This is a genomic window from Intrasporangium sp. (genome assembly GCF_039812505.1).
GTDB lineage: Bacteria > Actinomycetota > Actinomycetes > Actinomycetales > Dermatophilaceae > Intrasporangium_A.
Genome location: NZ_JBDIAQ010000243.1, coordinates 1 through 3,251, shown reverse-complemented (window position 1 = coordinate 3,251; position 3,251 = coordinate 1). Strand labels below are relative to the sequence as shown.

Below are 3,251 nucleotides of genomic sequence, written 5' to 3'. Positions count from 1 at the left end.
CCGCGATCGAGCCACACGAGGGCGGCCCGGGCGGCCTGCGCCATCGTCAGGTCCGCGAGCCCTGCCCCGTCGCTGACCGGGCCCCCGTCGAGTACCACGCGGGCGAACCCGGTCGCGTCGAGTGGCGCCAGCTCCACCCCTCGGGGACGGGGTGCTCGGTCGCTGGCGACGACCCGGGCACCCGAGGCCAGTGCCTCCCGGACGATGACGGAGTCGCCGTCCCAGCTCGTCGGGCGCAGGAAGCACCCGACGTGGCCGAGAACCTGCCTGGTGTCCGACGCGGACAGGTCGAAGGTGAGTGTCACCCAGGCCTCGCCCCGCACGTTCGCCCGGAGCCGTTCGATGCCCGGCCCGTCCTGGCCGTAGGCGAGGATGTGCAACGTCGCGTCGGGCCACTGCTCGCGTACCAGCCGGGCGGCATCGAGGCCGAGCTCGGCGTTATAGTGCGCCAGGCCCGCGTTCGTGGCGAGGGCCAGCGCGTGAGCAGTGCGGGTCGGTACGTCGCCGGCCGGCAGGTGGATGCCCTCGAAGGGGACGACGACGACCGTCCGCCGGGCGAGCCCCCGGGGCAGCACCGCCTTGATCTCGTCGTTCACCGTCCACAGCTCGTCATAGGCGGGCAGCGCAACGCGGAGCAGTGCACGCATGGGCCCACCCATGTCGCGCACCTGTTGCGCCGTCGACCCGGAGTGGAGCACGAGCACCGTGCGGCCACGCAGGACCGCGAAGACTGGAGCCAGCAGTATCGCCCGCCACAGCCGGGTGATGTGGAACAGGTGCAGGGCCGGCCTCGTCGCCAGCGACGGTGCAGCCCGCAGCGCCCGGCGCACCGACCCGGTGTCGACATACCGGACCAGATGTCCCTCGCCCTCGAGCCGGCGGGAGAGCTGCGTGTGGCTGGTCAGGACTCCCCCCACCTCGCCGTGCTCCTGCGCCCACTGGACGACCAGTGCCATCTCAGTCGAGCCTCGAGCTGGTCAGCACACCGATCAGGTGGCCGGCGGCGGTGACCACCGCGAGCGGGACCATGATCGCGACCAGCCACTGGGTTCCGGTGAGGTCGCCCCGGGCGACGTCGACGATGCCGGCCAGCAGGGCCAGCAGGCTCGCCTCGACGGCGATGAAGGCTCGGAAGACCGGGACGTAGCCGAAGGCACGCCGCACCGCAGCCATACCTGACACCCTGGAGCGCGCGGTGGCCGCGACGTCCTCGAGCATCGGTCGCCCCGTCTTGGCCCGGGCCACGTGCACGAGGTCGGTGAACGCCTTGTTCAGCAGCACGAGCACCGAGACGAGCAGGCCCAGCACGGTCCACCCGCCGACGTCGAGCGGCTCGTGCCAGGACCAGCCGTCGGCACGCAGGCCGAGCGCGAACGGGATGGTCGCCTCGGTCAGGTAGTGGCCGACGCGGTCGAGGTAGATCCCGGCCGGGGAGAACCGCTGCCGCCACCGGGCGACCTCTCCGTCGGAGCAGTCGAGCAGGATCTGCAGCTGCATGGCCACGACGGCAATGACGGGACCCCAGATCCCGGGCAGCGGCAGCGCGAGGGCGCCCAGCACGCCGACGGCGATCATCAGCCAGGTCACGCCGTTGGGGGTGATGTGGGTCGGCAGCAGCACCCGGGTGACGTGGATCGACAGGTGACGGATGTAGAGGGCGCCGGCCCAGTGCTCGGCGTTGTACCGGGCGATGTGCTCGGGGGGCTGTGCCACGTCGCGCAGCGCCGCCAGGGCGGGGCGGTCCTCCTGCGGGTCGTGCGTCACGAGGGCGCCTCCGTCGGCTCGGCCCGGGAGGGACGGGCCGTCACCGTCCAGTCGTGCGCCGCCTCGGCGGCATACAGCACGATGAGGCCGAGCGCCCCCCACGCCAAGATGGCTGCCAGCGGCCAGCCGGCCACGACGGCGACCAGCAGCAGCACGATCCGCCCGATCGCCCCGAGAGTGAGGGCGCCCACCCAGCGCGCCGGGGCGCGCCCCGTCTCGCGGAGCCGGTAGACGGCGTCGTAGCGGTGCCAGCAGATCGCGGCGAGCCAGAGGTATGCCGCCCACTGGGCTCCCGGTCGGACCTGACCGGTGGCGGCGGCCAGCAGTACCGCCGTCTCGATGGCGAGGACCAGCCAGGGCAGCTGCCACCCGAGCCGCCGCCCGCTCAGCACCGCCGTGACCCACCGGAGGGGCCCGTCGAGCGCGCCCAGGTCGAGCAGCTCGACCAGGTGCCCGTCGCGACGTCCGGCCCGGAAGCGATCCCGGCCCAGCACGGCCCGCGCGGTGCGCCCCAGCCCGGTCCACAGGAAGGCGATCACGACGGCACCGGTCACGGCCCACAGGAAGAAGGCCGGGCTGAAGGTGAGCAGGCCGACGGACATGATCAGGTAGCGCTCGGCGATGGGCAGGTGCAGCACCTGCTTGACCTTGCGGACAGCCAGCGCCCGACCCCGTGGGGGCGGCGGCACCGTCGTGGCCGCATCTGCCGGGCCGAGGTCGCGGGCCCTGGTGAGCGGCAGCACGTCCGGCGCCTCGTCGGCGAGCGCGGACCGCGTGCGCCGGGTGTAGCAGTAGTCCTCGACATGGCGGACGGCCAGCAGCGTGAGCAGCACCACGGCCAGCGGCCACATCGGCGCGCCGCGCCGCTCCGCGACCCAGGCCACCACCCCGACCATGGCGAACTCCTTGACCCGGTCCCCGACCCCGTCGAGCCAGCCGCCGAGAGGGCTGTAGGTCCGGGTGAAGCGGGCGATCTCGCCGTCGACGCAGTCGACCACCAGGGACGCCTGCAGCAGGACGGCGGCGAGCACCCATCCCACGCGGGTGTCGGTGGCAGCGAGGGCGCAGGCGCCGAGCCCGACCAGCAGGCTGACGACCGTGACCACGTTCGGCCGCCAGCCGCGCTGGAGCCCGACGGCGGTCAGGCGGCGCGAGACGGGTCGGACGAAAGCCATCGAGAAGGCACCGTCGTTGCCGCGTGAGGCGCCCCGGAGCCGTTGCTGCCACGGCGAGCCGGATGCCCCGGACGCCCGGCCGGACCCGCGGCGGACGGCGTACGGGCCGATCGGCACTGCCTGCACAGGAAGGCCGGCCCGGACGAGCGCGAGCAGGGCAAGGTCGTAGGGGTCGACCGAGCGGTCCCCCGCGACCGGGGTCGCGCCGGCCAGGCGCCAGATCTCGGCGGCCTGACGCCGGTCGGCCGCCCGGACGCGCAGCACACCGACGGAGTGTGCCGTGGGGTTCGTGACCGGGTGGCGAGCCGTGCC

General features: G+C 73.9%; 3 protein-coding genes. All 3 read right to left on the bottom strand.

The annotated features are described in order from the left end of the window. Positions 1-956: hypothetical protein (locus WMI84_RS17680; RefSeq protein ID WP_347355089.1), on the bottom strand; the 956-nt coding region annotated here is incomplete at its 3' end. 1 nt (position 957) lies between these two features. Further along, on the bottom strand, positions 958-1,764 hold the full coding sequence (locus WMI84_RS17675) for a CDP-alcohol phosphatidyltransferase family protein (RefSeq protein ID WP_347355088.1): 807 nt from the start codon (positions 1,762-1,764) through the stop codon (positions 958-960). After that, on the bottom strand, positions 1,761-3,251 hold a 1,491-nt coding region (locus WMI84_RS17670; RefSeq protein ID WP_347355087.1), incomplete at its 5' end, for a CDP-alcohol phosphatidyltransferase family protein. The genes WMI84_RS17670 and WMI84_RS17675, both read right to left, overlap by 4 nt.